General features: G+C 34.9%; 26 protein-coding genes. 10 read left to right on the top strand and 16 right to left on the bottom strand.

What is annotated here, in order from left to right:
* Entirely contained in the window at positions 1-252 is a 252-nt protein-coding gene (locus SUDEN_RS00700) for an EscU/YscU/HrcU family type III secretion system export apparatus switch protein (RefSeq protein WP_011371774.1), read from the bottom strand.
* Complete coding sequence (locus SUDEN_RS00695; protein ID WP_011371773.1) at positions 249-1,598, bottom strand: flagellar hook-length control protein FliK; 1,350 nt, start codon at positions 1,596-1,598, stop codon at positions 249-251. The genes SUDEN_RS00700 and SUDEN_RS00695 overlap by 4 nt, the downstream gene beginning before the upstream one ends.
* 77 nt (positions 1,599-1,675) lie before the next feature.
* On the opposite strand from SUDEN_RS00695, the gene SUDEN_RS00690 reads away from it, so the two are divergent.
* Genes SUDEN_RS00690 through SUDEN_RS00680 form a run of 3 tightly spaced genes read left to right on the top strand, consistent with a single transcriptional unit; the run spans position 1,676 to position 5,240 of the window.
* A complete protein-coding gene (locus SUDEN_RS00690) occupies positions 1,676-2,590 on the top strand; it encodes a DUF234 domain-containing protein (RefSeq protein ID WP_011371772.1) in 915 nt (304 codons plus the stop codon).
* Positions 2,586-4,682 (top strand): helix-hairpin-helix domain-containing protein, encoded by a 2,097-nt coding sequence (locus SUDEN_RS00685; protein ID WP_041672154.1) that lies wholly within the window; start codon positions 2,586-2,588, stop codon positions 4,680-4,682. Before SUDEN_RS00690 ends, SUDEN_RS00685 begins: the two co-directional genes overlap by 5 nt.
* A 6-nt stretch (positions 4,683-4,688) precedes the next feature.
* Complete coding sequence (locus tag SUDEN_RS00680; protein ID WP_011371770.1) at positions 4,689-5,240, top strand: GNAT family N-acetyltransferase; 552 nt, start codon at positions 4,689-4,691, stop codon at positions 5,238-5,240.
* A gap of 6 nt (positions 5,241-5,246) precedes the next feature.
* Here the strand turns inward: SUDEN_RS00680 and SUDEN_RS00675 are convergent, their stop codons facing one another.
* From SUDEN_RS00675 to SUDEN_RS00610, 14 genes are all read right to left on the bottom strand, one after another.
* Entirely contained in the window at positions 5,247-5,999 is a 753-nt protein-coding gene (locus SUDEN_RS00675; RefSeq protein WP_011371769.1) for a TIGR04219 family outer membrane beta-barrel protein, read from the bottom strand.
* A gap of 175 nt (positions 6,000-6,174) precedes the next feature.
* Positions 6,175-6,678 (bottom strand): thiol peroxidase, encoded by a 504-nt coding sequence (tpx, locus tag SUDEN_RS00670; protein WP_011371768.1) that lies wholly within the window; start codon positions 6,676-6,678, stop codon positions 6,175-6,177.
* 118 nt (positions 6,679-6,796) lie between these two features.
* The gene (gene tsaD / locus SUDEN_RS00665) at positions 6,797-7,774 is read right to left on the bottom strand and encodes a tRNA (adenosine(37)-N6)-threonylcarbamoyltransferase complex transferase subunit TsaD (RefSeq protein ID WP_011371767.1); all 978 of its coding nucleotides are present in this window, start codon (positions 7,772-7,774) and stop codon (positions 6,797-6,799) included.
* Positions 7,771-8,781 (bottom strand): DNA adenine methylase, encoded by a 1,011-nt coding sequence (locus SUDEN_RS00660; protein WP_011371766.1) that lies wholly within the window; start codon positions 8,779-8,781, stop codon positions 7,771-7,773. Before SUDEN_RS00660 ends, tsaD begins: the two co-directional genes overlap by 4 nt.
* Before the next feature lies 1 nt (position 8,782).
* Entirely contained in the window at positions 8,783-10,384 is a 1,602-nt protein-coding gene (locus SUDEN_RS00655; RefSeq protein ID WP_011371765.1) for an Eco57I restriction-modification methylase domain-containing protein, read from the bottom strand.
* On the bottom strand, positions 10,384-11,484 hold the full coding sequence (locus tag SUDEN_RS00650) for an AccI family restriction endonuclease (protein ID WP_011371764.1): 1,101 nt from the start codon (positions 11,482-11,484) through the stop codon (positions 10,384-10,386). Before SUDEN_RS00650 ends, SUDEN_RS00655 begins: the two co-directional genes overlap by 1 nt.
* 151 nt (positions 11,485-11,635) lie before the next feature.
* Positions 11,636-11,830 (bottom strand): DNA adenine methylase, encoded by a 195-nt coding sequence (locus tag SUDEN_RS00645; RefSeq protein ID WP_011371763.1) that lies wholly within the window; start codon positions 11,828-11,830, stop codon positions 11,636-11,638.
* Positions 11,827-12,888: a 1-deoxy-D-xylulose-5-phosphate reductoisomerase gene (gene dxr, locus SUDEN_RS00640; protein WP_011371762.1), complete on the bottom strand. Its 1,062-nt coding sequence runs from the start codon at positions 12,886-12,888 to the stop codon at positions 11,827-11,829. The genes SUDEN_RS00645 and dxr overlap by 4 nt, the downstream gene beginning before the upstream one ends.
* 3 nt (positions 12,889-12,891) lie before the next feature.
* Positions 12,892-13,647 carry a phosphatidate cytidylyltransferase gene (locus tag SUDEN_RS00635; RefSeq protein ID WP_011371761.1) on the bottom strand — a complete coding sequence of 252 codons (756 nt, stop codon included), beginning with the start codon at positions 13,645-13,647 and terminating at the stop codon, positions 12,892-12,894.
* Between the two features lie 37 nt (positions 13,648-13,684).
* On the bottom strand, positions 13,685-13,993 hold the full coding sequence (locus SUDEN_RS00630) for a hypothetical protein (protein ID WP_011371760.1): 309 nt from the start codon (positions 13,991-13,993) through the stop codon (positions 13,685-13,687).
* Between the two features lie 60 nt (positions 13,994-14,053).
* Positions 14,054-15,379: an NFACT family protein gene (locus SUDEN_RS00625; RefSeq protein WP_011371759.1), complete on the bottom strand. Its 1,326-nt coding sequence runs from the start codon at positions 15,377-15,379 to the stop codon at positions 14,054-14,056.
* A 207-nt stretch (positions 15,380-15,586) separates the two neighbouring features.
* Positions 15,587-16,624, bottom strand: a complete 1,038-nt coding sequence (locus tag SUDEN_RS00620) for a hypothetical protein (protein ID WP_011371758.1) — start codon at positions 16,622-16,624, stop codon at positions 15,587-15,589.
* A complete protein-coding gene (locus SUDEN_RS00615; protein ID WP_011371757.1) occupies positions 16,624-17,811 on the bottom strand; it encodes a DNA cytosine methyltransferase in 1,188 nt (395 codons plus the stop codon). The genes SUDEN_RS00620 and SUDEN_RS00615 overlap by 1 nt, the downstream gene beginning before the upstream one ends.
* 2 nt (positions 17,812-17,813) lie before the next feature.
* The gene (locus tag SUDEN_RS00610) at positions 17,814-18,023 is read right to left on the bottom strand and encodes a hypothetical protein (protein WP_011371756.1); all 210 of its coding nucleotides are present in this window, start codon (positions 18,021-18,023) and stop codon (positions 17,814-17,816) included.
* 346 nt (positions 18,024-18,369) lie between these two features.
* On the opposite strand from SUDEN_RS00610, the gene SUDEN_RS00605 reads away from it, so the two are divergent.
* The 7 genes from SUDEN_RS00605 to SUDEN_RS00575 are packed head-to-tail and all read left to right on the top strand — an operon-like array spanning position 18,370 to position 25,168.
* Positions 18,370-18,711: a hypothetical protein gene (locus SUDEN_RS00605; RefSeq protein WP_011371755.1), complete on the top strand. Its 342-nt coding sequence runs from the start codon at positions 18,370-18,372 to the stop codon at positions 18,709-18,711.
* 24 nt (positions 18,712-18,735) lie between these two features.
* Positions 18,736-20,637, top strand: coding sequence for a TonB-dependent receptor (locus SUDEN_RS00600; protein ID WP_011371754.1), 1,902 nt, complete (start codon positions 18,736-18,738; stop codon positions 20,635-20,637).
* 9 nt (positions 20,638-20,646) lie between these two features.
* Complete coding sequence (locus SUDEN_RS00595; protein ID WP_011371753.1) at positions 20,647-21,459, top strand: ABC transporter substrate-binding protein; 813 nt, start codon at positions 20,647-20,649, stop codon at positions 21,457-21,459.
* Positions 21,456-22,181, top strand: coding sequence for an ABC transporter ATP-binding protein (locus tag SUDEN_RS00590; protein WP_011371752.1), 726 nt, complete (start codon positions 21,456-21,458; stop codon positions 22,179-22,181). The genes SUDEN_RS00595 and SUDEN_RS00590 overlap by 4 nt, the downstream gene beginning before the upstream one ends.
* The gene (locus tag SUDEN_RS00585) at positions 22,174-23,136 is read left to right on the top strand and encodes a FecCD family ABC transporter permease (RefSeq protein ID WP_011371751.1); all 963 of its coding nucleotides are present in this window, start codon (positions 22,174-22,176) and stop codon (positions 23,134-23,136) included. Before SUDEN_RS00590 ends, SUDEN_RS00585 begins: the two co-directional genes overlap by 8 nt.
* A complete protein-coding gene (locus tag SUDEN_RS00580; protein ID WP_011371750.1) occupies positions 23,133-24,743 on the top strand; it encodes a YcaO-like family protein in 1,611 nt (536 codons plus the stop codon). The genes SUDEN_RS00585 and SUDEN_RS00580 overlap by 4 nt, the downstream gene beginning before the upstream one ends.
* Positions 24,740-25,168 carry a hypothetical protein gene (locus SUDEN_RS00575; RefSeq protein WP_011371749.1) on the top strand — a complete coding sequence of 143 codons (429 nt, stop codon included), beginning with the start codon at positions 24,740-24,742 and terminating at the stop codon, positions 25,166-25,168. Before SUDEN_RS00580 ends, SUDEN_RS00575 begins: the two co-directional genes overlap by 4 nt.
* Positions 25,169-25,178 lie beyond the last annotated feature (10 nt).

Raw genomic sequence — 25,178 nt, 5'->3', positions numbered from 1 at the left:
TTACTCTTTTTTACTAATTTTATATATAAAGCTAAAAACCTCTGCAACTGCCTTGTATAGGGCTGAGGGAACCTCTTTGTCTAACTCTACTTTTGAGAGAAGTTCTATTAGGTCTTCATCTTTTCTTATTGGAAGATTATGAAGCTGGGCTATCTTGATGATATTCTCAGCACTTCTGCCCTGCCCTTTTGCAACTACGCGAGGTGCACCCTCTTTTTCTACATCATATCTAAGTGCTGCTGCTTTTTTCATGCTTTTATCTCAAATCCCATATTTATCTCTCTTTGTTCTTGTCCATAAGGAGATGGATTTTTTTTAGTTGCATCAAATATTCGTATCTCTTTAGGTATGATTTGTGCCTCTATAAGCGCACTTCTAAGAGAGGAGATATTTTCTTTTACAATCTCTTTAAAATCTTTGTTATCTGAGTAGATGTGAACATTTATCTGATTTTCCTCATAGAGTGCGAGTTTTAGTTTCAACTCTCCATACTCTTTTAGCTTCAAATCTATGTCACAGTAAAATACAGAATTTTTATCTTTTTTAATATCTATACTTCCTTCTTGCAAGGCATCCCAAGAAAAAGGAACGTAGAGAATTGATGATGAAGATAGATGGCTAAGCAGTTGGAAGTAGTCAATTTGAAGAAGAAGTTTATCTACATGTTTTGTTATTTCACTCTGATTTGGGTGTGATGATTTTGCCGCTTCATCTGAAGTTTTTAGCAAAATTGCTTTTAAATCTTTAGATAATATATCTCTTACATCTTCATGCGGAAGTAGCTTCTGAGCATCTGAGAAGAGTGTGAGTTTTGAGGTAAGAGAGAGAGTCTCTTTGGAGTAGATAGGCTCCGCTATATGAACTTTACTTTTTTCAACATTTGGAGATTTTTGCGCTTCATTTAGTTTTGAGATAACTTCACTTATCTCCTTTGCAATATCTGGAGCTTTTTGCGCCCCATTTAGTTTTGAGACTATTTCAGCAACCTCTTTTGCAATATTTTTTAAGGCACTCTTCTCATCTTTTGGAGACTCTAAGAGAGCCAAATTTGTGGCATCTCTTAGAGTTGGTGTCGCTAAGAGTTCTCTTATATTTTGTACTACAAGTTTAGCTACTGGTAGGTTACTCTTCTCTATACTTTTTTCAAGCGTGAGCAGAGTATTTTTTAACTCAACTTGCGGGTTTTGTACATTTTTTAGTTTAGACTCTAAAAAAACACCTGAATTTTGTAGTTTTTGCTTTAAAACAGGAGGACTTAACTCTTCTTTTGTATCGAGGATAAATTTTTTAAGAACAGTCTCAATTTTAAGAGGCTCTTTGTCATTTTTTATTAAACTGAGCAAATCTTTGATACTAGAGGAGACATTACCCAAATCTTTGAGTGTCGGATTGTTTTTTACAAGAGTTAAAAGAGTTTTGTTAGAATCTGCGTTTTGGCTACTCTCTTTAAGCAGTGAGGTTATAACTGACTTTAAATCTTTATCTTTACTAAGCATCTCCATCTCTTTTGGGGATGCTTCCCTTAAAACAGCAGCTAACGCTTTGTTAGTAACTGGTGTCATAATGCCAAGATGCTTATCAAGAGATAAATTAATCATGTTTAAAGTATATCATTTCTCAAGCTCTTTTGTATCTTAATGAAGTATAATTTTAAAAACATTCCAAAGGCTCCTTTATGGCAAAACGTCCCTCACTTCTAGAACAATTTCGCTCTTTTTACTTTCAAAACTCTCCAGCAGATTTAGAGAGTGCGATAGAGTATTTTGCAGTATTTGGCGGTATGAGCTGGAGTGTAGATATGTCAAAGAGCCTTGAAGAGCTTATACAGAGCAAGGTTTTAAAAAACTATACCTACATCCACTCAGATATAACTAAAATAACAAAAAGCGATAAAACAGCTCATGCAATACTCAGCGCTATCGCTGTTGGTGATGGAAGAGTTCACTCTGCACTTAAGAGAGCTAGAGTCTCAAGAATGGATGGCGAAGCATCTATAAAAGAGCTCTGTGCAAAAAATCTTCTTATAGCTGAATTTTCTCTGGAATCTCCAATAGATTCTGATGAAAAAATAGATGAGAGATTAAATTTCAACACCCCTTTTATGCGCTTTTGGTTTGCCTTTGTATCGCCATATTTTAAGAGCATAAAAGAGGGAGATTTTAAAGAGGCAAAAGAGAGTTTTGCCAATCGTAAAATTGAGCTATATGAACAAACTTTTAAAAAGCTCTCTATCGAGATTATAAAAAATAGTTTTAAAGATGACCCGATTCTTGAGATAGGCAGTTATTGGGATAGAGAGAGTGAGATAGAGATTTTGGCAAAAACAAAGTCTGGAAAAATCATAGCAGGAACTAGTCGCTACTCAAACCAAAAAACCAAAAAAACAGCTCTTACAAAGCTCCATGAACAGTGTGATATAGCAGAGTTATCCCCTGATACGTTAGTTATCGTCTCAAAGAGTGGCTTTTCAAACGAACTAAAAGCACTAAAGAGCGAAAATCTAAAACTTATAACTCTTAAAAATTTCAAGAGTTTAGTTGAAGATTTAGGCCCTAAAGATTTTATAGAGTGCGAGGGAAAGAGATATTAATAATCTAATCAACCTACTAACCAAAAAAACAGCGTTAAAAAAAGAGCATATAGAGAATATTTTAAAACTTCTTGATGAGGGTGCTACTATCCCTTTTATAGCAAGATACCGCAAAGAGATGACTGGCGGTGCTGATGATGAAGTGCTAAGAGAGTTTGAGACTATCTACATAGCGGCTAAAAAACTCTTGGAGAGAAAAGAGGAGATAAAAAGACTCATTTCAGAGAGAGCAACTCTTACGCAAGAGCTTAGCAAAAGCATAGAAGATGCCGATACTATGAGGGTTTTAGAGGATATTTATCGTCCATATAAAGAGAAAAAAAACTCTCGCGCTGCAACTGCTATAAAAAATGGACTAACACCTCTTGCAAATATTTTAGAGTCTGCAAAACTTAGTGCTGATGAGTTTAAAACAAAAGCAAAAGAGTTTGTAAAAGGTGAGCTCTCATCAGTAGAGGCTGCCATAGATGGCGCAAAAGATATACTAGCAGAGCGTTATGCAGATATGCCTCGTGAACGTGAAGCGATAAGAAATATGATGCTCCGCAGTGGTGTTTTAGAGATAAAAAGAACAAAAACATTTGACGAAAATGGACTCTTTAAAAACTTTGATGGCAAGAGTGAGAGAGTAGCTTACATGCCATCTCACCGCTATCTTGCAGTTATGCGAGGGGTAAATGAAAAAGAGTTAAGTGCAAAGATAACCATAGATGTCCAAAAGATAGAAGCAAATATCAAAGAGTACAAAATCCCTCGTAATGCTTCCTCCTCAAAAGAATTTCTTTTTGAAGCCTACAAAGATGGGCTAAAACGCCTTCTTCTGCCTTCACTTGAGAGAGAAGTGAACTCTGAGCTAAAAGAGAGAGCCGACATCTCTGCTATATCTGTTTTTGGCAAAAATCTAAATCAACTCCTCATGACTCCTCCAGTTACAAAAAGAGTCATTTTAGGCGTGGATCCAGCCTTTAGAACTGGGTGTAAACTAGCGGTAGTTGATGAGAATGGAAACTACTTAGAGTCATCTGTTATCTATCCAACAGAGCCTCAAAATGATTATGAAAACTCAAAAAAGAAGGTCTTAGCCTTTAAAGATAAGTACAACATCACAGGTGTAGCTATCGGAAACGGCACAGGCTCACGTGAGACACAAGAGTTTTTTGCACGTCTTAACAAAGACGAGGGTGCAAACTTAAACTACACAGTTGTATCTGAAGCAGGTGCTTCTGTTTACTCAGCCTCAAAAGTAGCCTCTCTTGAATATCCAAACCTTGATGTAACTATCAGAGGCGCCATCTCAATAGCTCACAGACTTCAAGACCCAATGGCCTCCCTTGTCAAAATTGACCCAAAATCTTTAGGCATCGGGCAGTACCAGCACGATGTGGATCAGAAGCTTTTAGAGAAAAAACTAACTGATGTAACGCAAGATTTGGTTAATCGCATAGGCGTTGATATAAACTCTGCATCTCTCTCACTTTTATCTTATGTCGCTGGAGTTGGCACAAAAGTGGCGCAAAATATCATCACTTATAGAGAAGAAAATGGCGCCTTTAAGACAAAAGAGCAACTACTAAGTGTAAAAGGTTTAGGAAAGAAAGCTTATGAACAAGCTGTTGGATTTATCCGTATAAAAAACTCTAAAAATATTTTTGATAATAGCGGTATTCATCCAGAGAGCTATGAGGTTGCAAAAAAACTTACTGGGCTTGATTTGACAAATATTGATGTCCAAGCAAAAGCTAAAGAGCTTTGTGTTGGAGAAGAGACTCTAAGAGACATCATAAAAGAGCTTTGCAAACCTGGATATGACCCAAGAGAAGAGCTTCCGCCCATACCTTTTAAAGATGGCATAACAGATATAAAGATGTTACATGTAGGAAGTTTTGTCTCTGGTGTTGTTAGAAATATTACAGATTTTGGAGCATTTGTGGACATCGGGCTTAAAAATGATGGGATGATTCATATCTCAAAAATGGCTCCAACAAAAGTATCGCATCCGCTGGAAGTTCTATCACTAAACCAGTATCTCCCGCAGATAGAAGTAATTTCAATAGATGAAGAAAAAGGAAAAGTCGGACTCTCTCTGGCGTAAATAAACATGAACACTACACTATATTTTTTAAGATCATCCGAACAAAAGATAGCAACTGATATGCTTAGATACGCTTATAGATTAGATGAGATAAACAAGGGTGTTGAAGATTTCTCGGAGCTTGAAGTCTTTAGCAAATTTTATGGATTGAGCTCAAAAGATTTAGGACTATACGCTCTAAGTGGGCACAATATAGCAGGTGCTGCTTGGATAAGATTACTCAAAGAGAGCGATAATGCTATAGGTTTTATAAACGATAAAACAGCAGTTCTCTCTATCGCAGTAAAGCCAGAGTTTAGAAACAAAGGTATAGGCAAGGCTATGCTTGAGCAACTTTTATTAGAAGCAGGAGCGCTGTTTGAGGAGATAAGTGTAAGTGTGCTAAACAATGAAAAAGCACTCTCTTATTTTAAAAATTTTGGATTTGTTGAAGTTGAAAACTCTCTAAAGAAAAGCGGAGTCGATAGAAGTGAAGTTATAACAATGCTTAAGAAGATACCAAATGAGAGAGTCGTAAGACCATGTGATGGTTACGACCCCAGAAAATGGATGGATTAAAAGGTTTTAAAAACGAAACATCAAGCCTGCATAGATACCTGAGAAATCAATATCAACTCTTGCATCAACGCTGCTCTCATCAATATCTAACTTTTGAACTCTATAACCTACCTCTAAAGCTGGCTGAATTACTGGGGAAAAATCCAGGGTGTAGTCAGCTTTTATTCTTGCATCATAAACAGTGGAATTTCCTGTCGTTATATACTTTATATCAGCTTCAATTCCAAGCTCAGATGATGGTATCTCAACTCTAACTCTTGCATATAAAAGTGGAACTGCAAATGTTACACTATCGCTATATCCAGTAAATGGAGCTGAAGGTGCAGCTACATATGAAGCATCAACAATCTTGATATCAAGACCTAAATCAAACGTTGTCCAAGCGGTATTATCTAAAATGTTGTAGTACCCAATTATATCGTACTGTTTCATATCGTATGAGAGTGTAGTCGTTGCTGCACCAATATCAAAATCTTTAAATTTTCCAGTAGCAAGACCATCATCTTTTATACTGGCATACTCTAATCTTAAATTTGGAAGCATAGGAACGGGGTGCTTAACCAGCGCCCATACGTAAAGCTCACTGTTATCTTTTTCTCTTGAGACATAAGTTCCATTAGCTCCACCATCAGAATAGTTAACGTTTCCTTTTGAACTCTGCATCCATACTCCTGCTCCCATCTCAGCTCTAGCAATATCAGCCATAGCACAAGAGGTTAAAAGAGAGATACATGTAAGTGAATATATGATTTTTTTCATAAATAAAAACCTTTTAAATAGATGCAGCAATTATATCAGAAGTGAGTTTTATTTATAAAGGGCGCAAAGCCCTTAAAAAGAGAGTAAGAGGAGAAATAAAAATAAGAGGTAACACTAAAGTACCTCTCAAAAAAAGTCACTTAGGAGAATAAATGACTTATCTAACGTATAAAAATTATTTAACAGCCGCTAGTGCAGCGTCGTAATTTGGCTCTTCCGTGATTTCAGGAACAATCTCTTTGTAAGTTACAATACCTTCTTCATTTACAGCAAAAATTGCTCTACATGTAACACCAGCAAGAACTGAACCGCCAAGTAAAACGCCATAAGCGTTAGCAAACTCTTTGTTTCTAAAGTCAGATGTGACAGTTAGGTTTGTGATACCTTCAGTTGAACAGAAACGTCCCGCAGCAAATGGTAAGTCTAATGAAACAATAACTGGTTTAACACCATTTAAAGAAGAAGCTTTTGCATTAAAGTTACGAGTTTCAGTAGCACACACACCAGTGTCTAGTGAAGGAACAACAATGATTAGTTGCTTATGCCCTTGAGCACCACCTACTACTACATCACCTAAACCATCTGAGTTTACAACTGTAATTTGAGGTGCTTTATCACCAACGTTTACTTGATTTCCTAATAATTGTACATCTGTACCTTTGAATTTTGTAGTTGCCATTTTGACTCCTGTTTTTTTATTTTTAATTATCTTTTTTATTGATGAGGAAGTATATTTTATATCGGATAATATCACTCTTAATTAGAATAAAAGAGTATTATTCCAAGGATTTATTAAGCTAAATGACACTTTTTGGACAAACTTCCAAACTGCTCAAATCACTAAACAAACTCTCTTTATACATCTCAACTGCCACTCGACCAATCATTGCTGCATTGTCTGAACAATATTTTAGCTCACTTAGTAGTAAATCTGCACCATGAGGCTTTAAAAGTTCCTCTATGGAGGAGCGAAGATATAGATTTGCACTCGCTCCACCGACAATAGCAAAGGTTTTAGGAGGAACTTCTTTAAAATATTTCTTTAGCTTTTGAATGATATGAGCAGTTGCTATATGCTCGAATGAAGCGGCTATATCTTTAAAATCCTCTTCATTTGCCGCTTCTACAGCAAGACGCACAGAGTTTTTCAGCCCTGAGTATGAAAAAGCTATAAGCGGAGATTGAAAAAGTGGAACTGTAAAATTATATCTTTTTCTATCTCCGCCTTTTGCCAACGCTTCTATAACAGGGCCTCCAGGATAACCAAGATTCATCATCTTTGCAACCTTATCAAAACTCTCTCCAAAACTATCATCCATACTCTTTGCAACCGTTTTTATCTCTGTAAAGCTTTTTACTTCCATAACCTGAGTATGCCCACCAGAAACTAGCAAAACTGTTAAAGGAAAGTATGACTCCTTTTCTATAAACAGAGAGTATATATGCCCAACCAAATGGTTAACACCGATTATAGGAATATTTAGCGCAATAGAGATGGCTTTAGCCATAGTTACACCCTCAACAAGAGTTACACTAAGCCCTGGAGTGGTTGTTACAGCGACCGCTTTTAAATCTTTAAAGTATGGATTGCACTCCTCTAGTATCCGAGGAAGTGCTTCTGCATGTAGTCTTGCAGCGAGTTCAGGAACAACTCCTCCATAAACGCTATGCTCTAACTCTTGTGAAATCTTTTTATGAAAAAGAAGTCTGTTTGTTGCAATCTCGGTAATAGCTATCGCGCTATCATCGCAAGAACTCTCAATGCTTAGTATCAAAATCCATCCTTTTGTAAAATATGCAGATATTCATCAGTAGAATCAGTTTTATGTTTTTTACTTAACGCATTACTTGCCTTAAATCTTTTATGTTCTTTTATTTTCAAATCGTATTTTCCATATTTTGACATGATAGATTTTACCTCATCTCTGCTCATAATCCCCTCATTGTTGTAACTCAAAAAAATATATTTAAAATTTGCATCTCTTATCAGCTCTTCAAAGCTTTTTATTGCTCTATTTTTTTTGCAATACATAGAACGATTATAGACTCTAATACCAGTTTTTCCCTTTGGTACGAACTCATCATAAAGAGCAATTGTATTTAAGATATGATAGTTGGCTCCATACTGTCTGTGGTTGTAAGGCGGATCAAGGTAAAGAATATCTCCTTTTATCTTCTTTATAAGAGAGTTGCTATCTTCTTGATAGACTACATGTCCGTTATGGCTCTGCTCAAAATATGCAGGCTCTAAGACAAGCTTTCTTTGTGCAGGTTTTTTTAGAGTTTTTAAAAATGCGGCGTACATTGAGGCTGTATTTGCCACCTTGTCCGCACTCTCGATAAGAGAAGCAAGTAAAAAGTAGTACATGTTATCGTCTATCTTCTTGCTACGTTTTAACTCCTCTATCTTTAGCCTGATAGTATCTATCTTTTTCCCGTTTTCATCGCTGAAATACTGCCTGCCGCTTCCGCTTCCTAAGCAGTAGTGGTTATAAATAAACCCGTCTTCTCGCAAAAGAAGCTCATTTAGCTCTTTTATGTAACTCTCATTATCTTGCAGTTGTGCGTAGTTTTGTATATAGTTTTTGTTTAAAACATAACTGTAATCTTCTATATCGTTGCTGATAACGCTTTTTACATGTTGCTTAAAGATTCGCCCTACAACTCCCGTTCCCGCAAACATATCGCAAAAGACTTTATCGCTCAAAGAACCGCCAACCGCAGCCCTTATTTCATCTTCTAAAAAGGCGGAGAGTTTGTACTTTGAGCCGATGTAGTTCATATCAAAGTATCTCTTCTAAGCTAAAATTTTCTATTAAAATTTTATCAATTTCACTAATACAATCTAGCCCTTGTCTGTACAAATCATAAAAATATAAAATTTTATTTACAGTATCATTATCCAATAGACTCAAATTTAGCATCATTGCTTTATTTAAGTCATTAGGTTCAAATTTTTGCAATCCATTTCCATACTCTCTGCTGTTATCTGTAAAAATTTGTTTTGCAGTATTTGTTAGTAAATAAGCAAATAGCAGATTAATATCTAATTCTGAAAACAAATTATTTTGTTTTGGATAAACACAATGAAAAGAAGTTAGATTTGAGACATTTGCCTCATTTCTTATAAATCGTAAGCCATTTCTATTAAAAACTGAAACCCAAATTGGTGCCGGTTGTCTATTTTCAATCGAATACCATGGTGTTCTACTCGATGTTAAAAATTTCTTATCAACTCCCTCTGTCTCTCCTTTTTTGATATATTCTTGAACTTTTTTATTATTTAAATCTTTTGCGTTAAAGAGAAAAATTGATTTATCATTATTTTTTAGTATTTCAAAATCTTTTGTGGTAAAAAATGATGTTTTTGCATCTTTTGCACTGCAAATACATGGTAATAGATACTGTTCTGAAATACCAAATTCTTTGGCTTTTGACAAATTAAATACAAAATAATTATTTGAACCTGTCGCAATTCCACGAACAACTTTTGCATAAGTTGAAAATGGTATAAGATTTTTAAATTTAGCACCGTTTTGCTTTTGATAATATGCTTTCCATTTTATTTCCGGATTCAAATCCAAATAATGATAAGTTTGCTCTGTTTTAGAGAAGTTTGGATATTTAGAAATTATTTCTTCGATTTTACTTAAATCTTCTAAGGATTTAATATTTGTAAACTGAACTTTTTCTGTCAAGTTGTCATTTGAGCAAAATATTATTGAAGCTGTTGTCAAGGCATCGTCAAAAAGATTTTCTTCAAAATTAATTACAATTACATGTCTTAATGTTTTACTTTTTATCAAATAAGTTTTAACCAATTTTCCATAATCAGAATTCAAAAATTCTGAAGGAATAACATAAGCACAACGACCATTTACACTTAATTGGTGAATTGATTTTAATAAAAACAATGTATATAAATTAGTAAATCCGTTTAGTTTGCATTTTAAATTAGTTTCAATTTCTTTTAATATGTTCTTATTATCATAATCATGAAATTTAAAATAAGGCGGATTGCAGATAATTCCATCGTACTTATTTTTCCAATCATTATACATGTAGTCCTGCAGTATAATATTGCAATTTTTGGTTTCACTAAAATATTGTTTTGCCTTTTGAAAAATAATTTTATCGACTTCAAAACCTTTAATCTCAATATCTTCTTTGCAAGATAATAATACTCTTGAAAATATACCGAGTCCAAATGCCGGTTCTAACACAGTCTTTAAATTTTGATTTCCTAAAATCCACTTTGACATTAAATTTGCGATAGAAAAAGGTGTAAAAAATTGGGCAAACTGTTTACGGTGCTTACTTGAAATAGCTTTTACATATTCATTTTCAAGTAAATTATCAACAAGAAGTTTATTTATTTTCATCATTAAAAAATAGACTCTTCTAAGTTTAAAATAGCTCTTAAGTTTTCAATATCAAGGTAAGCTGTTCCACCTTTAAATGTTACATAAAACAGCAATCGTCCTCTATCCATCTCTTTTCTAACACTTTCATGAAGTGGTTCATCAACTTTTAAAGCAATTGGAACACCAAATTTTGAATTTATTTTTATTGTTGTCTTGTTTTGATTTTTTGTGTCTGTCTCAACTGAAAATATTACACCGTCATTGTCAGAATCTGAAATAATTTTTAGGATTTGCTCAAATGAAATCCCATAAACTTTATCGAAAAATACTTGAAAATAAAAATGAGGAACATTGAAAGTTTCAATCCATTTGTAAACAACTTTAAGATCTTCAACTTTCGGCGTAATTGAAAGGTAATCTCTTTTTTGAATCTCTTTTATTGCATTTTTTAGTTGTTTAAAAAGATTTTTTACTTGGATTAATCTATCTGAAGAACTCCAGCTAGGAACTCTAAAGTCTGCTACATTGAGAGTGCTTGCAGTAATACTATTTAATAACTCAATATAGCTTTGCCTTGCAGGATGTTCTAAAACATCTGAAAAATCAGTAAGTATCTTATCTTTTGTTTCTAATGCAATCTGCACAAATTTTTCGGTTCTGGCTTGCATTGCTTCTTCGTATCTGTCAATCAAAAAGGCACTTGAACGCACTTCAATACCAGCTATCGCTTTTTTTACATAGTCTGTAATTTCCTCATGAGGTTCTTGGCTAATATCAAAACCTAAACTGTTGTCAAAATCGACTTTGTTAAATATTAATAAATCAGGTCTTTTTCCAATAGTGTCAAGTTCATTCTGAAAATCTTGGTAAAAAGCATCAAATCCATCTTCTCCTGCCACTAAATTGTCAGATTTGCCATATTTCACGGCAACAAAATTATTTGATGTTTCATTTATTGCTCTTGCAATGAGATTTTCAGCCCAATCTCCCTGTTCTTTGTTTGTAATAAAATTTGAGGATGCCTGTGTTGGCGTCCTAGCTTTATCTCTTGGTTCTTCAAAATTTACCAATTGAACAGGAACTATTTTTGTCATTTCTCTAATATTTTCATAATATGTCATAACCTTTTCCTTTTTAATTCTTATTTTAGCTATTCTTAAAGCTTTTGTAAATTTATTTTTATCTATTTTCTATAATCCCTCGTCTTTCTAAACTTGATTTTGAATCTAATTTTTAGGTTATACAGAAGTCTATTGTCAAATCGCTCTATATCTAAACATCTATTTCCAAAAAAACCTTATATCCGTCCACAGCTATTTTTACATATTGTTTAAATTCGCACCCCACTACCGCAATTCCAGCGAACATATCGCAAAAGAGTTTATTACTCAAAGAGCCCTCAACCGCGGCTCTTATCTCATCTTCTAAAAAGACAGAGAGTTTGTACTTTGAGCCGATGTAGTTCATTTTATAAAGTTTCTTACCTCTTCATCAAGAGCAAAAACATCATCTACATTTTTTGGCGAAATATCAAACTTCTCATAAGCTTTTATGATAGTTTTTGCTATGTCCATGAAGCCTATTTTGCGAGCTATGAACTTCTTTATTGCAGCTTCATTCGCCGCATTTACAACTACACCTCTTGCAGGATTTTTTAAAAGCTCGTCTTTTATCTCCCAGACTGGATATCTCTCACATGTAATCTCTCGAAACTCCAAAGAGCCTACTTTTAGCAAATCTACATGTGGGAGGATATTTTCATCCATCTTAGTGTTTAGTGCAAAAGCTATGGGGAGTTGCATACTGGCATTTGCGAAGTGAGCGGTAGTCGAGCCGTCTTTAAAGTCTATAAGTGCATGTATGAGTGATTTCGTCTCGATGAGGGCGTCATATTTGCCCTCACCAAAGAGCCATCTAGCCTCTAAGAGTTCAAACATCTTATTTACCATTGTCGCACTGTCAATAGTTATCTTTTGCCCCATCGACCAGTTTGGATGTTTTTGTGTGTCTGCTAAAGTAGCATTTTGGAGTTTTGCTATGTTCCAGTCACGAAATGCACCACCGCTGGCAGTGATAATCATCTTTTCTACAGGTCTGTTTTGCATCAGATACCAAAGTCCGAAATGTTCGCTATCTATTGGCTGAATCTTTGAAGTCTCTATAAATGCCCCACATGCGACAAGTGACTCTTTATTTGCAAGAGCTACTCTTTTATTACATGTAAGAGCTTTGAGTGTTGGACGAAGCCCTAAAAAACCAACAAGAGCATTTACAACCAACTCACTTGAAGAGTCTTCTATGACTTTTAAAACAGCCTCTTGTCCGTAAAGAACGTTACTATGATTTACTTTTGAAATATCTGCTTTATCGGCGATAACAACTACTTTTGGATTGTGCTCTTTTATCTGCTTATTTAAGAGAGCTATGTTGTTTCCAGCTACTAATGCCTCTACATGTATAGAGAATTTTTTAGCAATCTCAAGTGTATTTACCCCTATAGAGCCTGTCGAACCTAAAAGTATCAAAAGTTAAACCAAGCCTCTGAGTAAGATCAGCATAACGACTGCGCCAAAGAGATAACCATCTATTCTGTCTAAAATTCCGCCATGCCCTGGTAAAATATCTCCACTATCTTTTACTCCAGCAGCTCTCTTTAGCGAGCTCTCATATAAATCACCAAAGATTGAACTAACAGAGACCATAAACGAGATGATAAATGAGATACCCAAATCAACGATACCAAGACCTACAAACATACCGCCGATTGTTGCAACTATTATGCCTCCAACAACACCCTCCATCGTCTTTTTTGGAGAAGTAGCGCTAAATGGAGTCTTTCCTATGCTTTTACCAACAGCGTATGCTCCCACATCAGTAAGTGCAACAACAACCAAGAGCCAAAGAAGCGCTAAAACACCATACTCTTGATACATTGAGAGAACAAAGAGCATTCCAGCAGTAGGGTACATAAATGGAAAGAAGTTCTTCCAAGAAAGGTTTTTGTTAAAAGCAACTGCACTCGCATAAGCAACACCAGCTAAAACAAAAAGGTCATCACTGTATGGGTAGATTGCTGCAACTAACCAGAGTCCAGCGGCATAATAGAGCAAATCACTCTTTTTTATATCAAAAAGAGCGAGAGCCTCTTTAAATGCCAACATATATACAACACCCAAAAAAGCCCACATAAGGAAAAAATTATCTATTACACCTATGAGAAGCACGCCAGCAACAAGAACCAATCCCGTCTTGACTCTCTCATTGGAAGCTGAAAATATACTCATATAAAACCCCTTTTTAAAATGAGATAATTATAACCTATCACACTTTAATATCGAGTATATGAAGAGGTTCTGTGGGTTCTTCTTCCTCTTGAGGCTTTTTTTTGCCTTTTTTATTTCTAGCACTCTCTTGGTCTGCTTCATTTTTTTGATGCTCACGTTCTGCATCAATTGAATGCGTCTCCTCTGTTGGACGAATCTGAGCCACCTCTTCTTCTTTCTCTTGAAGTGCGGCTAGTGCTGCCATATTTTGAAATTCAACACGATTGTTATGTGCATTTTGCAACGATGTTGCACTAGCTGTCTGCTGATTTACATAAATTGTGTTTGCGACCAAACCTACTGCCATAACATACTCCTTAATTTTACTTTATAAAATGAAAGAAACCCTTCATCCATTTTGCACCTTTTATCTAGTGTCTATCTCTATAGTTTTGTACTTATTATAAAGTACATTGGCACCACTTTGGATTGTTACTTCTCTTCTTGGGGTATAATCGACCAAATAACGGTCTTTTTCAAACATAGTAAAATCGACACACAATCTTGCAGCCCCTTCTATAACAGACATAGGAACATTTTGTTTATCTGTTGTGATGATTACATGTGCTGATGGACGCTCTTTTAAGTGAATCCAGATATCTTTTGCACGTGCGTTTTGAAGAAGCGTTATGTTTCCTTTTTCATTTTTTCCAAGAGTTACTTTATATCCCTCTATCCAAAAAGTCTCTATCGAATCATCTGTTTTTATCTTTTTACTCTGTAATATTTTTGGAAAAAGCAGCTGAATCTTTGCCATATCTTTAGCTTCTGTTACAGTGTGAATAAATAACTTTATATGCTCAATCTTTGAGATAAGTGAAGCTCTCTCTATGTGTAGATGTGAAGCTCTCTGCTTTGCTTTTTTACTTCTTGCAAAAAGTGAATTTGCCATCATAGCAGGAGTTGAAAACTCTTTGTGAAGCTCAACCCTCTGTTTTACTCCATTATAATCATCAAGCTCAACTACTCTTTGGTATGGGCGAATAGTATGCATATTGGACAAAAGAAGATTGCCAAAGTGGTTATATTTTTGCGCCTCTGCTTCTAACTCATCTTCATCATCTAGCGTAGTGTATAGTTTTTCTAACTTTTTTAGTTTTTTACTTAAAAGAGAGATTTTCTGTTTTTTTAAAGAGGCAAGTTTTTCTCTCTGCTCTTGCTCATACTCATCATATAAGAACGACTCAACATCATCAAGAATATACTCTTTTGCCTCAAATGGGGCAGCTGGAATATCAAGTAGCTTTTGCCCGACTCGCACCTCTCTAAATGATGAAAAAAGGTCAACATGCCGCAGGGCTTCTAAAACTATTTCACTCTCATCTAAGATAATAACATTTGTATATTTTCCAGTAAATTCAAACTGTAAATAGGTAATCTCCTCTTTGTATGCGGAGGCAACTGAGGTTTTAAGGCGAACAATTTTATCGCCACCAAAAAGCTCTACATGTAGTATATTTGCACGATTAAATCGCTTTGCTAAGAGCACGTCAAATGGTGCATTATAGACTTTTGAGCGAGCATAAGAGAGACACTTAAATATCTTGGAGTTTGAGCGCGCCATCTCAAAGTAGAGCTCATCATCTCTATCAAAAGAAACCTTTATGATAGTGTCACTAACTCTGTAAATTGAGGAAATTTTTGTAAATTTTTGCAGATACTCAAGAATCTGCTTTAAATGTGATAGTTTCATAGATGAATTTTATCACATATATAGATATTAGCGGTCTTATATAGGGCAATCCATATCATCAAAGAGCTTCTCTACAGCGACTTCTAAGATTTCCTGAGTGCAATATCTTTTTCCAGCGGAAAAAGCCCTCATCATAAGCTTCGAGCGTGATAATATCTGTTTCGTGGTCGTATGAGATTTTTAGTTCTGAGGGTTCTTTGTTCGAATTTATAAATTCTCGCTCCAAGGAAGCTCCATGTATGACCACTGTTTATATACTTTAGCTTCAGGATTTCCACAAAACTTACCATGTGACCATCGTATTTCTATTTTTAATGGAATTTCAAATTGTTCATTTGTTTTTTTGTCTTTGAATATAAAACGCAACAGAACCTCAGGCTGACCTGCTTCCTTTGGACTTGCGATAATGTCTAAAAATGAGTATTGTTTCGTCCAGCTTGTGCTGTTTTCTAAGAGACTGGCAAATGGTTTGTTCTTTTCAGTTCCAGCAATAATATATTTGATTCCATTTATTTTGAAAAAATAATGAAAGATTGGTTGCAATGAAACAGAAGAGGTGTACGCAGTTTTAAATTTCAAAAGATTTTGGTTAAATATTTCAGAAGATATTTGACTTACTTTATTACACATAATTTGATAAGATTCTAATATCTCGTTATTTTTTTCACTATGCAATAACGCTACTTTTTTGCTAAATTCTTTTTTATATGCTTTGTCTCTATTCCCATAAAACTTATCAATCGCTGAAAAATCATCATGAACTGATAAATGCTTTCTGCATAAAGCATAATATCTTTCAATCTCATCTTTTGCTGTTTTAATAAACCAATCTTCTCCTCGTTTCTTTTGTCCAAATAATCCTTTTGGTAAATCCTCAAAAACTGTTAAAGGTGAACCATTTATAAAAACATCCGCATTTTCTTTTACTGAAATTCTAAAATTTAAAATCTCAAGGTCTTTAGCAACTGATACAACACCAGCGATATTATCTTTTCCTGTCCAAATAATTTTTTTTGGAGTAAAACCACAACCAACAAGATAGTTCCTTATGATTAATCCCGATTGTTTTAATGCCTCAATAGATAGTGCACCGTTCTTTAATAGGCTTCTTTTTTCTAACTCTTTTAAATAAATTTCTTCGTCCTTTTTAGTCACATTTTCAATAAATGAGAAATCTGTATCTCTTGCATCAATGATTGATAGTGCAATACAAATCTCTGAAAATATTGTTTGGTCTCTAGCCATTATGCTACCTTTTTTTCTGTTTTACTCTTATTTAAAAATAATATATCCCAAATGGATTGTATGTGTTGTGCGATATGATAACCGAGTAGCGGCGGGACTGCGTTTCCTATTAATTTATACGCTTCTGAGGCACTTATTTTGTCTGAAACGAAATTATAATTATCTGGGAATGTTTGTAATCTCGCACACTCTCTTACGCTTAATCTTCTCTCTAGTAAATCAAATTCATTGATAATTTTTCCGCCATGTTCTTTGGATAGTCTTCTGTATTCAATATTTCCGTGGTGTTCAGCTCTTATTGTTGGCGATAATCCTGCAGGATTTATTTCTGTTTGCCCTTGACAGTGTTTGCCGTACCATTTAGCCTTTGAATATTTTTGGTGTGAAATATCTGAGCTATCTTCTGGTTCTGGCAAATCGGACAAAATGTCTGATGTGCTAACAAAATCATTTTTGTAATCATGCGTTTGTGGCGGATATAGACTTAACTCATTATTGATTAACATGTTTATTGTTAAATCATTAATTAAATCTCTCCTTATTCCAATAAAAAAAACTCTTTCTCTACTTTGTGGAACTCCATAATCAGCAGCATTTAATACTCTAGGTTCCAAAACTATGTACCCGCCGTTAATATTTCTAAAATCATCAGCGATAATATTTTTTATATCACCCATTGTAACTAAGCCTTTTACATTCTCAGCTATAAATATCTTTGGCTTTATAATTGAGATCGCTTCTCTCAACCAATAGTAAAGCATACCTCTTGATTCAATGGAAGGTTCATCCGTAACATAAGTGTTAGAGTGTGTTTTATGGGAGTTAAATCCATTTCTTTTTCCAGCGATGCTAAAGTCTTGACATGGAAATCCGCCTGTAACGATGTCAGCATGCGGAAAAATAAACTCATTGTTATGTGCTTTTTTTATTAAATCAACGATACTTTCAAGATGAAAAACATTCTCTTTTTTAAAATAAGATTCCCATGCAATTTTTGCTGACTTCTTTATATCACATGCAAAGACTGTTTCAAATGTTGTTTTTTTAACTTTACATTTTTTCTCATTAGTGTTTTGTATCCAAGATTTATTTCTTATTGATGTAGAATTGGTTTCAAAATCACCCTCAAAACCTATATCTAGTCCCCCACAACCAGAAAAAAAAGAAGCAACTTTTATATTTCTCATAACTAATTCCTTAATGCTTTGATAATAATATCTTTCTCTCTATTATTTATATATAAATCTAGCCAACTCTTTACCCAAGGTTGCGTTTTTTTACCTTGTCTCTCTGTGGCCCATCCAATTAAAGTGTTGCCAGATAAGCCTGTAAGCTCTGTAAAATCATCTTTAGACAATCCAGCTTCTTTTAAGCGCTCTAAAAACTTTTCAAATTCCATATTTTTTTCCTTCTAAAATATCTATTTTATATTATAAAAAATATAAAGCCAAGTAAAAATATATAATTTGATGTAAAACTTATGTATTTTAAGCAATAACTATGTACGATGCATATAGAAAAAGATAATTACACAAGGAACTCAAAATAGCTAAACACTTTCTTCTATCAGCAATATCTAGTACAATTACATCCGAAAGGCTCTTATTATAAGATTTTGGTGGGTTGCCACACTACATAAGGGCGGACATTAAGCCCTTTAAATAAATTTTTGCTACTTTTTGCATCTTTACATGTAGCATAAATTTATAGTGCTATAATTTCAAAAAAAAACAGATGAGGCGTTTGTGAGACTTCCTAAGGGCTTTGGCAAAAACTATTTTACTCTAAGAGCAATTACTGCAACGACAAATCAAGTGACTCTTCATGCTAGAGCATCTTGTGTAGAGAGTTTTCACATGTCAAACTTTAATGGTGATGAGCAAGAAGTAGAGATAGAAGATGATGATCTCGCCGCCGCACTGCCCTTAGAACTATCTTCAAAACCTTGCCATTGTAACTGTTACTACTTTTGTCGCACAAGAAAAACTCTTCTTCTGTGCAAATTTCAAAAACTAATCTCAAACTACTTTGAAAATTTAAATAACAATCTCTCTCCTCCGCCCCTAACTACTAACAAAACAGACTAACAAACTAATTTAGGGAAAATCATTATGAAAAAAAAGATACTTTTATCGATATTTATCTCAAGCATCTTAGTTGCTCAAAGTATTGAGCTAAAACCTTTAAGCATCACCTCAACTGCCATAACAACAGATGAGTTGAAATCAACTGATGCAGTAGAGATATATACAGCAGAGGATATACAAAAGGCTCATGTTCAAAATATTTATGAGTTTTTAAACCAACAGTCTTCAGCTACAGCCACCCCTTCCTTTGGAAACTCCTTTATGCAAAAGCTAGATTTTAGAGGTTATGGGATAGGAGATGGATACCAAAATATCCTTATTACAATTAACGGCAAAAAAATCAACAATATTGACATGACTCCTCAGCTTCTATCGGCTATTTCTCCCGCTTCAATCCAAAGATTAGAAATTATCAAATCAAGCGGAATTGTAAAAGGTGGCGATGGTGCGAATGCTGGAGCTATAAATATCATCACAAAAAAAGATAGCGCAAAAGAGATAACAGTATATAGCGGAACTCAAGGCACGGCAGATGGCTCATTTTATCTAGGACATAGTGAAGAGAGATTCTCAATATCCTCAAGTGGCGAAGCACAAAGAGGTGATGGAAGCCGTTATATAAATAGCGCTCAAGACAAGGACGAGAGCTCTTTAAAAACAGCCTCACTAAACATATCTTATAACCCAATAGATACGTTAGAACTGCGTGCTGGTGCATCTTTTGCGAGAACAGATATAACTTATGGAAGTTTTTTAACGCTTGATGAGTACAATGATGATACTAAGCAAGCTGGAGGTACAAACTGGGGTGCAGCAAATCAAAAGTACGACACAGACGCCCTAAACTTAGGCTTTAGCTACAACTTAAGTGATAAAATCTCTTTAAATATTGATGGGGCAAAAGAGAAGAAGAAATCAGTTTATAACTCAATTTCTCAAACAGATTATGAGTATGATTCACTTAACTCATCACTAAATTATATTGATACTCTCTTTAGTTTTACTCTTGGTTATGATATCTTTGATGGCAATCTTGTAAATACCAAGAGTGACCTAAGAAAAATTTCTAACGCTCTTTACTTTATAAATGAGATTTATCTAGGAAGCAGTACTATAAAGATGGGAGCTAGATATGAGGATATCTCTTTTAAGAGCAAAAGTGGCGAAGATCAAGACGACACACTATATGGCGTAGAACTCGGTTACAACTACACCTTTGATAGAGAAAAATCTCTCTTTGCAAACTATTCGCATGCATATCAATCCTCTAGCTTAGATAGACTATTTGACTGGAGTAGCGGTGCATTTACAGGCTATGTAAAGCCATCTGAGTCTGATAACTTTACAGTTGGGTTTAACTATCTCACACCGATGAACAGACTCAAAATCTCTCTTTATTACATCTCTTTAGAAGATGAGATTTACTACTATGCAGACCCAACATATCAAAGCTCAAGAAACACAAATATTGATAAATCGTATAAATATGGTTTAGATATTTATGATAAATGGCTTATAGATGAGGCGCTAAGCGTTGTTCTAAACTACAACTATGTTCAAGCAGTTATCGATAAAGAGAGTGAGAATGGGGATGATTATTCAGGCAACAAATTACCAGGAGTGTCAAATCACAACATAAAAGCAACTCTTGCTTACTCTTTGAACAAAAACACTTCTCTTGCTCTAACGCAAACTTACCGCTCAAAGACGTATGCGATAAATGATTTTAATAATAATTTTGCGCAAAAACAAGATGCTTACAAAAGTAGTGATATCTCGATCAGTTACACAAAAGAGCGTTTGGAACTTTTCGCTAAAATAAGCAATCTGTTTAATCAAAAAAATGGTTTATGGGTTGAGGATAATGCCATCTATCCAATGAACTTTACCACAACTGCAATCGCAGGGTTTAAACTAAAAATTTAAGGATAGCAAGTGAACATAAAACTCCTTTTTTTAGCACTCTTTTTTGTGTTCACGCTAGAAGCAAATGAGAGGATTATCTCTCTTTCGCCATCAGTCACAGAGATAATCTATGCGCTGAAAAAAGGAGACTCACTTGTTGCAACAAGTGAGTTCTCACTCTATCCACCAGAAGCAAAAGAGCTAAAGCTTATCGGCGGATACTCAAACCCAAACTTAGAAAAAATCATATCTCTATGCCCTACTTTGGTAATCGGGCAAGATTTTAACCAAGCAACATTAGAAAAATTAGAGAGATTTGGTATCAAAACCCTTATGGTAAAGCTACAACAAATTAATGATATAAAAAACTCCATTCTAAAGATAGCTTACGAGTTACATGTAGATTCTAAACCCATAGTTGATGAGATACAAAGTGCAATAAATAGCGTTGCAAAAGGCAAAGAGAGTCATAAGGTGATGATTGTTTTTGGACTTTATGAAGATTTAAGCAGAGGTATTTATATAGCTGGAGGAGGTATCTTTTATGATGACATAATTAAGTTGTGTGGCAAAACTAACGCTTACGCATCAAGTGATACTAACCAACCCTCTTTAAGTTATGAAAACGTTATAGCATTAAACCCAGATCAGATAATCATACTCCACTCAAATGCTTCAAACAGCGGAGTTAACAGACAAAGAGCATTGAGTGCCTGGCACTCACTTCCTACTAACGCAAGTAAAAACAGACGTATAACAGTGATAGATGAGAGTTATATACACATCCCATCAAACAGAGTTGCTCTTATCATCAAGAGAATTTGCGAAGAGATAAACAGATGATAGAGCTAAAAAACCTTACATGTAGTTATGGCAAAACTACAATTTTAAAAGATGTAAATCTAAAAATAACCTCTCATCTAAGCATACTTGGAGCAAACGGTTCTGGCAAAAGTACACTAGCTCGCGCGTTGTGCGCTTTGATTGATTATGATGGAGAAATAATTATAGATAGTGTTGATTTAAAGAGCTTATCTAACAAAACAAGAGCAAAAACCATCTCTTATGTTCCGCCAAAATTGGAGCTTTATGACTCTTTTATAACGCTTAGAGAGTTTGTTTTACTTGGCAGATTTCCTTACAAAAAGAGCTTTTTTGACTACTCAGCCAAGGATAAAAAGATAGCAGAGAAATATATCTCGCTTCTTGGCTTAGAGCATCTAAGTGAGTGCTCTATTTTGTCCCTAAGCTCTGGTCAACAGCAACTCTCACTTATGGCATCGGCTCTTTGCATGGAGAGTAAGATTATGATTTATGATGAGCCAACCGCAAATCTTGATCCATATAACTCTAAAATAGTAGCAAATTATATAAAAAATTTAAAAAATACACATCAAATTATTCTTATTACTCACGACTTGCATCTTGCCTCTTTTATAGGCTCTGATATAGCTTTCATAAAAGAGCAACATGTAGCATTTTATGGAGATACTTTTTTTAACGATAAGATTTTAGAAGAGCTTTATGGAGTATCTTTTAACTCTTTGGTGCTTGAGTATGAGTAGATTTTTTGTATGGTTTACTTTAACTGTTTTTCTTTTTCTCTCCCCATTTATCGGCGCAGTTACACTACATGTAGCAGATATATTTAACTTTTCTAGCTTACATTCACAGATATTTTTCGAGTTGCGTCTGCCTAGAGTTATGTTTGCACTCTTTGCTGGAGCGATTCTCTCCATAAGTGGGCTTCTGTTTCAAACACTCTTTAGAAATGCACTTATGACTCCTTACACATTAGGTATTTCAAGCGGCGCAGTTTTAGGAGCTGGAATAGCTATAAAATTGGGGCTTGGAACTCTTATCTTTGGAATAAGCGCCATAAATATCTTTGGTTTTTTAGGTGCTATCCTAACGCTGTTTTTGCTTCTTTATCTAAATCTATTTATCAAAAATGCAAAAAGTGAATCTTTTTTACTCTTAGGAATTGCCCTCTCACTCTTTTACACCTCTGCTTTGATGATAATTTTTTATTTAGGAAGTGCCATCCAAAATGATATGCTTATACGCTTTACGATGGGTTCTCTCTCTATCATAGGGTGGCAAAACCCTTTGTTTATCGGTTTAATCACGTCTGTGCTGGTGATAGTTGTCTATCTTTATAGATTTGAGTTACAGCTTTTGGCTACCTCCGATGAGAGTGCAAAATTAAAAGGTCTTCATAGCAAAAAAGTTACATATCTACTTTTGCTTATCTCTTCATTCGCTGTAGGAGGAGTTGTTAGCATTAGCGGACCAATAGGCTTTGTAGGGCTTATAACTCCTCACATAATCTCAATGCTCTATCCATCCTCCATAAGTTCAAGAGTTCTCAAAACTGCTCTCTTTGGGGCTCTATTTTTAGTTTTTTGTGACACAATAGCGAGACTGTTATCATCTCAAAACGATTTGCCCATAGGAATTGTTACCGCTCTAATAGGTGGACCATTTTTTATATATCTCATTATTAGGAAAAAAGAGTGAATATCTTATCAAAAGAGGCTCCACTTGAAGTCTCTATCAAAAAAATGAAAAATGTCTTAAAGAGTGTTGGATGCGAAACTATTGTCTCAAAAGAGCACCATCCGCTACAAAACTGTTATTCGCTAAACCTTAGCTCTACTGAAGCTCCATCTCACATCTACTCAAATGGCAAAGGCTCACTTGAGGATTCTGCATTGGCAAGTGCGCTTGGAGAGTACATTGAGAGGCTTCAGACTAACATGTTCTTTAGTGATTTTTATCTTCCTCGTAGAAAACACTATCCAGATGAAGTAGAGTTTGAACTCGATGGAGATTTTTTAAGTGAAGAGTTGTTTGACATATATGACCCAGATGGCGAACTTCTTGGAGATGCTTTTGTTGATTTCAATAGTGATAGCAAAAAAATTATCTCACTTCCATTTAAAAAACTCTCTACAAATGAGACAATCCACTTTCCAGTAAACATTCTACACAATCTCTATGTTAGTAACGGTCTATCCGCTGGAAACACCCCTAAAGAGGCTCAAGTTCAGGCTCTAAGTGAAATTTATGAGAGATACGCAAAGTTTGAAATCATAAAAAATGGTTACGCTCTGCCAAAATTTCCGCAAAGTGTTATAGAGTCATTTTCAAAACTAAACGAAGATATTTCAGCTCTGCGTAACCTCGGATATATTGTAGAAGTTCTCGATGCCTCTCTTGGAGGAGCATTTCCAGTAACTGCCATCTCACTGATAAACCCAAAAAACTCAACTCTATTTGTCTCTTTTGGTGCGCATCCGATTCTTGAAGTAAGTTTGGAGAGAACTATGACAGAGCTTATGCAAGGGCGCTCACTCGATACTCTTAATGATTTTGAGACACCAACATTTGACATGAGTATAGTCTCAGATAGCTTCAATCTTGAGTCTCATTTTGTGGACTCAAACGCAAAGCTTGGATTTGCATTTTTAAGCTCCAAAAAGAGTTTTGAGTTCTCTGCTTGGAAGTATGATACGAAAATGGATGAACTGGAGTTTTTAACAAACATTGCCTCGGACATGGGCAAAGAGATATACACAAGAGAGTATGACTATCTAGGTTTTTACTCATGTCAGATGCTAATCCCAAGCATCTCAGAGGTCTATCCGATAGATGATTTGGCATATAACAACAAAAACAGCGCAAAAGCCATCCGTGATATGGTTTTAAACTTTAGTGACTATGATGCAGAGGATATTTTAGACACGATTGTCTCGCTTGATGACTCGCTTGGCATGGAGAAATACATAGGCGTTATCTTCAAAAACAACTTCACAATGGCAGAGTTCAAAGTACATCTACATCTTCAAGTAGGCGCTAAAGAGGACGCTTTAGAGTTTTTAGAGTACAGCTCAAAGAGTGAAGCAAAAGTTATCTCAGAGCTTATCCACATGGAACTCCAAGAGCAAGATTACCAAGAGTATGAAGAGGCTCTTTTTAATATATTTTCAAAGCCAAACGTAGAAAAAGCGCTAAAAATCCTCAATAAAGAAGAGTATTTTATTGATATAACGCTGCATAACGACTACCATAACATGTTAGCAATGTATGAGAGACTAACACAAAGTAAAGCGGCGATGATATGATGAGTTATGAGGAGTGGTTTTGGCAACACAAAGAGAAGCATAAAAAAATCGTAGATAAACTTGTAACAAAAGGCTATAACGAGGATAAAATAATAGAGTATTTTGACTTTGAAAATATGCTTCAAGAGGAAAAAGAGTTTTGCCCGCTCTATAAAGATAATAAAAAATGTCATGACATAAAAAAGCTAAACTGCTTCCTTTGCGCATGCCCTCACTTTAGATTTAGCGATAAAGGCATAGAGAAAAAAGAGTCAAAAACACTCTACAGTTTCTGCGCAATAGACGCAAAAAATTCAAAAGAGATTACCTATGAAAATAGCATTCACCAAGACTGTTCAGATTGCAAAATACCTCATAGCAAAACTTTTGTAAAAAAGTGTTTTGATTTAGAGTGGAAAAATATAATGAGAGAGTGCAGAGTATGAAAGAGTTTAT

It is taken from the genome of Sulfurimonas denitrificans DSM 1251 (assembly GCF_000012965.1).
Taxonomy (GTDB): Bacteria; Campylobacterota; Campylobacteria; order Campylobacterales; family Sulfurimonadaceae; genus Sulfurimonas; species Sulfurimonas denitrificans.
The sequence above is the reverse complement of the archived record's forward strand: the minus strand, read 5'-3'. Positions and strand labels throughout refer to the sequence as shown.

What these genes read in the sequence shown, in the direction of transcription:
- SUDEN_RS00700 (WP_011371774.1), bottom strand. Translation starts at nt 252, where the DNA reads ATGAAAAAAGCAGCAGCACTTAGATATGATGTAGAAAAAGAGGGTGCA.
- SUDEN_RS00695 (WP_011371773.1), bottom strand. Translation starts at nt 1,598, where the DNA reads ATGATTAATTTATCTCTTGATAAGCATCTTGGCATTATGACACCAGTT.
- SUDEN_RS00690 (WP_011371772.1), top strand. Translation starts at nt 1,676, where the DNA reads ATGGCAAAACGTCCCTCACTTCTAGAACAATTTCGCTCTTTTTACTTT.
- SUDEN_RS00680 (WP_011371770.1), top strand. Translation starts at nt 4,689, where the DNA reads ATGAACACTACACTATATTTTTTAAGATCATCCGAACAAAAGATAGCA.
- SUDEN_RS00675 (WP_011371769.1), bottom strand. Translation starts at nt 5,999, where the DNA reads ATGAAAAAAATCATATATTCACTTACATGTATCTCTCTTTTAACCTCT.
- tpx (WP_011371768.1), bottom strand. Translation starts at nt 6,678, where the DNA reads ATGGCAACTACAAAATTCAAAGGTACAGATGTACAATTATTAGGAAAT.
- SUDEN_RS00660 (WP_011371766.1), bottom strand. Translation starts at nt 8,781, where the DNA reads ATGAACTACATCGGCTCAAAGTACAAACTCTCCGCCTTTTTAGAAGAT.
- SUDEN_RS00655 (WP_011371765.1), bottom strand. Translation starts at nt 10,384, where the DNA reads ATGATGAAAATAAATAAACTTCTTGTTGATAATTTACTTGAAAATGAA.
- SUDEN_RS00650 (WP_011371764.1), bottom strand. Translation starts at nt 11,484, where the DNA reads ATGACATATTATGAAAATATTAGAGAAATGACAAAAATAGTTCCTGTT.
- SUDEN_RS00645 (WP_011371763.1), bottom strand. Translation starts at nt 11,830, where the DNA reads ATGAACTACATCGGCTCAAAGTACAAACTCTCTGTCTTTTTAGAAGAT.
- SUDEN_RS00635 (WP_011371761.1), bottom strand. Translation starts at nt 13,647, where the DNA reads ATGAGTATATTTTCAGCTTCCAATGAGAGAGTCAAGACGGGATTGGTT.
- SUDEN_RS00630 (WP_011371760.1), bottom strand. Translation starts at nt 13,993, where the DNA reads ATGGCAGTAGGTTTGGTCGCAAACACAATTTATGTAAATCAGCAGACA.
- SUDEN_RS00625 (WP_011371759.1), bottom strand. Translation starts at nt 15,379, where the DNA reads ATGAAACTATCACATTTAAAGCAGATTCTTGAGTATCTGCAAAAATTT.
- SUDEN_RS00620 (WP_011371758.1), bottom strand. Translation starts at nt 16,624, where the DNA reads ATGGCTAGAGACCAAACAATATTTTCAGAGATTTGTATTGCACTATCA.
- SUDEN_RS00615 (WP_011371757.1), bottom strand. Translation starts at nt 17,811, where the DNA reads ATGAGAAATATAAAAGTTGCTTCTTTTTTTTCTGGTTGTGGGGGACTA.
- SUDEN_RS00610 (WP_011371756.1), bottom strand. Translation starts at nt 18,023, where the DNA reads ATGGAATTTGAAAAGTTTTTAGAGCGCTTAAAAGAAGCTGGATTGTCT.
- SUDEN_RS00600 (WP_011371754.1), top strand. Translation starts at nt 18,736, where the DNA reads ATGAAAAAAAAGATACTTTTATCGATATTTATCTCAAGCATCTTAGTT.
- SUDEN_RS00590 (WP_011371752.1), top strand. Translation starts at nt 21,456, where the DNA reads ATGATAGAGCTAAAAAACCTTACATGTAGTTATGGCAAAACTACAATT.
- SUDEN_RS00585 (WP_011371751.1), top strand. Translation starts at nt 22,174, where the DNA reads ATGAGTAGATTTTTTGTATGGTTTACTTTAACTGTTTTTCTTTTTCTC.
- SUDEN_RS00575 (WP_011371749.1), top strand. Translation starts at nt 24,740, where the DNA reads ATGATGAGTTATGAGGAGTGGTTTTGGCAACACAAAGAGAAGCATAAA.